The organism is Micromonospora sp. NPDC023814, from assembly GCF_040639595.1.
Classification (GTDB): domain Bacteria; phylum Actinomycetota; class Actinomycetes; order Mycobacteriales; family Micromonosporaceae; genus Micromonospora.
In genome coordinates, this window is record NZ_JBFAAF010000163.1 from 1 (window position 1) to 4,496 (window position 4,496).

At 67.5% G+C, this 4,496-nt stretch carries 3 protein-coding genes; 2 read left to right on the forward strand and 1 reads right to left on the reverse strand.

Going from position 1 to position 4,496, the window contains the following annotated elements; genetic code table 11:
• Window positions 1–54: 54 nt before the first annotated feature.
• Window positions 55–849, reverse strand: coding sequence for a cytochrome P450 (locus tag AB0G14_RS34750; protein ID WP_357704880.1), 795 nt, complete (start codon window positions 847–849; stop codon window positions 55–57).
• A 593-nt stretch (window positions 850–1,442) separates the two neighbouring features.
• Between AB0G14_RS34750 and AB0G14_RS34755 the strand changes: the two genes are divergently transcribed.
• Both AB0G14_RS34755 and AB0G14_RS34760 read left to right on the forward strand, forming a co-directional pair.
• The gene (locus AB0G14_RS34755; RefSeq protein ID WP_357704882.1) at window positions 1,443–2,924 is read left to right on the forward strand and encodes a cytochrome P450; all 1,482 of its coding nucleotides are present in this window, start codon (window positions 1,443–1,445) and stop codon (window positions 2,922–2,924) included.
• Between the two features lie 203 nt (window positions 2,925–3,127).
• Window positions 3,128–4,198 (forward strand): hypothetical protein, encoded by a 1,071-nt coding sequence (locus AB0G14_RS34760; RefSeq protein WP_357704884.1) that lies wholly within the window; start codon window positions 3,128–3,130, stop codon window positions 4,196–4,198.
• The last annotated feature ends 298 nt before the right edge of the window (window positions 4,199–4,496 follow it).

Consider the following 4,496-nt stretch of genomic DNA (forward strand, 5'->3'; position numbering starts at 1 on the left):
GCGTGTTGGGCAGTGTCACGATGATCCTCTTCCTGTCTCCCAGCAAGCCTAGCTTCACCGGGGAGGCTGCCTCATCTCAGCCTGGCAGACAGGGCTGCGGAAGAAGTAGCTCGCGATATAGGTCGGCGTGTAGTCGTCGGCGAGGCGCAGGCCGGGCAGCCGGTCGAACAGCGTCTGCAACGCGACTCTGATCTCGGCGCGGGCCAAGGGGGCCCCTGGGCATGCGTGCAGGCCTGTGCCGAAAGCGAGGTGGTCGTGAACGTTCGGTCTGCTCAAGTCGACCGCGTCCGGGTCGGGAAACACCGTTTCGTCGCGGTTCGCCGACCCGAACAACAGCAGCAGGAGGGAGCCCTTGGCCAGGACGGTGCCACCCAGCTCGACCTCTCGGGTCGCGATCCGGAAGAGTCCTCGGTGCGGGGCGTCACGGCGCAGGACTTCCTCGGTCACCTTCGGGATCGTCCGCGTCGGATCGTCAACGATCCCGGCTCGGACGGCCGGGTTCTGCAGCGCGACGAGGACGGTTGCGGTGATCGCGTCGCGGGTCGTGTCGAAGCCGGCCACCCGAGCGGCACCTCGGACGATGTTGTGCACGTAGTCGTCAGAGACGCCGGGGAAACCGTTCGCACCGTGCACGAGCACGGAGACCATGTCGTCGCGTCGGTCAGCCTTGCGATCATCGATCAGCGCCTGGAGATAGCGGGTGTAGTCGCCCATCCGGCGGGCCGAGGCGACCCGGTCCTCGAGCGGCGCGAGTGGATTCCAGAGGGTGGTGACATCGTCGGTCCACACCTGGATCTGCTCGGTGTCCTCCGGCGGGAAACCGATCACCGCGCTGATGATCGCCTGCACGTACGGGCATCCCGAGACTCGTACCCCGCCACGGCTGCCCCCGCTGCCTGACCCACTCCGAGAACCCGGCGATGGCCGAGCTGGCCGTCTCCTACACCACCAACGCGGACGTGACCCGCTTCACCTGGATCGGCGGGCGATTTAACCGTTCCAGGGGGCGCGCTGTTGCAGTCCTGGCCACGTCCGGGCCCTTGGATCTACGGTGCACACTCCAACCCTGAGGGTGGATATTTCCCGAAAGGTCTTTGGCGGCCACCCTTGATCCCATAGGGGAACCCGTCGCGGTGCCATCCCGGATTTGTGTCGAGACGTGCGCGCTCACGGCTCGTAGATCATGAGTTTCCCTACATCAACTGATCGATTGATTTAAGGCTCTACTAAGTGTCCGGTTGGCGACACCGGATGGCCATGGATTGTTGACGGCGCAGCCGATGATGGAACTTCCACGGACGCCACTACTGTGTGTCATCTTCGCAGAACGCTCCGATCGTGGACAGCGGCAGTACCCGCCACCGAACGGCGGGGGTGAGCCGCATGCGGTCAACACGGCTCGAAGCCCCCGCCCAACTCGCCGCAGGCCGCAGGAGGCATCTATGACTGCCCACCGCACCGTGTCCACGGTCCCCGGCCTTCCACTTCTGGGCCATGCCTTGGCGCTATTTCGTGATCCCTGCGCGTTCCTGGACTCCCTGCCCGGCGAGGACGCCGTGACGCAGATTCGTCTGGGCCCCTTCACGGTGCTGCTGGTGCGCGATCCGGGACTGATCGGGCAGGTGCTGCGCGATGACCGCACCTTCGACAAGGGCGGGCCCGTCTTCGACAACAATCGCTCCTGGGCTGGCAACGGGCTGCCCATCTGCTCCCACCGGGACCATCGGCGGCAACGACGCCTGATCCAGCCCGCCTTCCACCCCTTGCGCCTGCGCGAGTACACCCATGTGATGACCGCCCAGGCCACGGCCCTGGCCGCCTCCTGGCGCGAGGGGCGGATCTTGGATATTCCAGCCGAAATGCTGCGCCTGACCAGTGACACCCTGCTGGAGACGCTGTTCTCCGATGCCTTGTCTTCCCGGCTGCGGCACGAGGCCATGGCCGACATCACCACCGTGATGCGCGGCACCCTGCGGCACGCCGTCCTGCCGCCCACCCTGGCCGCCCTGCCCCTTCCCAGCCATCGGCGTTTCCGGCGCGCGCACACCCGCCTGCGCCGCACGGTGCATGACCTCATCACCGACCGCCGCACCACCAGCGGCGGCCGGGACGACCTCCTTGCGGCCCTGCTGACCTCCCGCGACCCGGGCGGGGGCGAAGAACACCTATCGGAGGCCGAGGTGGCCGACCAGATCGTCGCCTTCTTCCTCGCCGCGACCGACACCCCCGCCAACATCCTGGCCTGGGCCCTTCATTTCCTGACCTGCCACCCCGAACTCGAGGACGCCCTGCACGAGGAAGTCGACCGTGTCCTCGCCGGTAGCGCCGTCGCCCCGGAACACCTGCCGCAGCTGGAGCTGACCTCCCGCATCGTCACCGAAACTCTCCGTCGACGACCGCCGTTGCTGCTCACCCGCACCGTCACCGTGGACACGCAGTTGGGAGACCACCACGTTGCGGAAGGCACCTCGGTCGCCTACAGCCCCTACCTGATCCACCATCGCAGCGACCTATACCCCCAGCCTCATTGTTTTGACCCCGGCCGCTGGGACCCCACCCGACCGCAGCCCAGACGGGAGGCTTTTATCCCTTTCGGGACCGGCGCCCGCAAGTGCATCGGTGATCAGTTCGCCACTCTGCAGATCACCGCCGCCCTCGCCGCCATCACCGCACGCTGGCGCCTGCAGCCTGTCCCCGGAAACCAACTCCAGCCCGCCGTCGCGGTAGCACTGCGCCCCCGGCGCCTGCACCTGCGGGCCATCGCACGCAACCCGCCCCACCGGCCCGGCTCCGAGCAAGACGGCCCAGCCGTGACCCTGGCACAGGGTTTCGTGCGCGCCCGTGATCACCACCCGCCGCGTGGAGTTCTACAGCCGGCCGCGCCGCGGTGTCTGGCACCCGGCGCTGTGGAGCACGCGACATGACCGAGCCTGAGCCCCCGGCCCGATATCTGGCTGCCCTCACCGCAGAGAGGAACACCGTGCCCATAGCCTCAGCGTCCACGGACCTGTCGTGCCCAGTCCCCGGTAAGGGGTCGTCTGTCCCGCCAGAGACCGAGGCCGGGCCCGAGATCGTACTCCGTCTGCCCGCGATGTACTTCCCCATGCCGTGGCGTTACCATCCCCAGGTGGCGCTGCTGGAGAAACGGGGCCTGGCCTTCATGGAGCGGCACGGCCTATGCCGAGGGCATGGCCGTCGCGAACGCGTCATGGGCACGCAGTCCGCGCTGTTCTTCGCGGGCAACTGTCCCGACGCCGACCCTGAGCGGCTGCAGATGGCAGTGGACTGGACGTATGCGATGTTCGTCTTTGATGACTTCGCCTGCGATGAGGAGGCCCCCGAGGACGCCTTCTCCTTCCTGGACGTGGCTGTGCGGGTCATCCGCACCCTGGAGAGCCCGGTCGCGGCCCTGTTGCCACCGGACCATCCCTTCACGGGGCCGGTCACGGACTTGGCCCAGCGGCTGCACCAGCTGGCATCCGCGACCCAGCGGCGTCGCCTGGTGGATGCGCATCTGTCCTGGTACCTGGGAGTGGCGTGGGAACGCGCAGCTCGCCAGCAGCGCCTGATGCCAACCCTCAACGACTACGTCTATACGCGGCTGCTCTACGTCGCCGGGTTCCCCACCCTGGCCTGGTTCCAAATCAGCGAGCCGGTCGACATCCCGGACGAGCAGATCAACGCCCCGGCCGTGCACGCGCTGACCGAGATGGCCAGCATGGTGGCCGCCCTCGACGACGACCTGTACTCCTACGGCAAGGAACTGTGGTACGCCGCCCGCCGCCCTACCGGGGCCGGGCCCATCCTCAACATCGTCCACCTCTATCAGACCCACGCCGGGGCCAGCCAGGAAGTGGCCCAACGGCGGGCGGTTGAGCTCCGGGACCGCATCCTGGCCCGCTTCCTCGACGTCCGCGACACCGTGTGGCCCACGGCGGAGGAGCCCTTGCGCCGGTACCTGTCCAACCTCACCAGTCTCATCCGCGGCAACTACGAGTGGGGCATCCGCGCTGGCCGCTACACCAACCCCGACGGCCGTCACCCCGGTGCCGTGGCCGTCAGCGGCACGGTCACCGATACCCCCAGCGCCACCGGCGCCCCCGCAGACATCCCTTGCATCGCATGGTGGTGGCACTACCTGCCTGGCCCCACCCCAGCGGGACATCACCAACCACCGACCGCAACCCGCCCTCGCTGAGAGAGACGTTCACTCCCAGCGACGATGAGATCGCGTGGGCGCGGGAGAAGTCGCGTGCGGAGCATTATCTTCTGGCGCTGCTGGTGTAGCTGAAGGTGCACGCGCGGCTTGGGTACTTCCCGGATCTGTTCGAGGTGCTGCTGTCGATCGTGGAGCACATCCGGGGTCTGCTGGAGGTCAAGCCGGAGGGTCTGCTGCACCGGTAGGTGACAGGTGTAGTCACGCGGCCTGACTGGCCGGTGGGTGCATGATGGTCTCGAATTCAACGGGGGTCAACCGGGACAGCGATTGTTGCCGT

What these genes read in the sequence shown, in the direction of transcription:
- AB0G14_RS34755 (WP_357704882.1), top strand. Translation starts at nt 1,443, where the DNA reads ATGACTGCCCACCGCACCGTGTCCACGGTCCCCGGCCTTCCACTTCTG.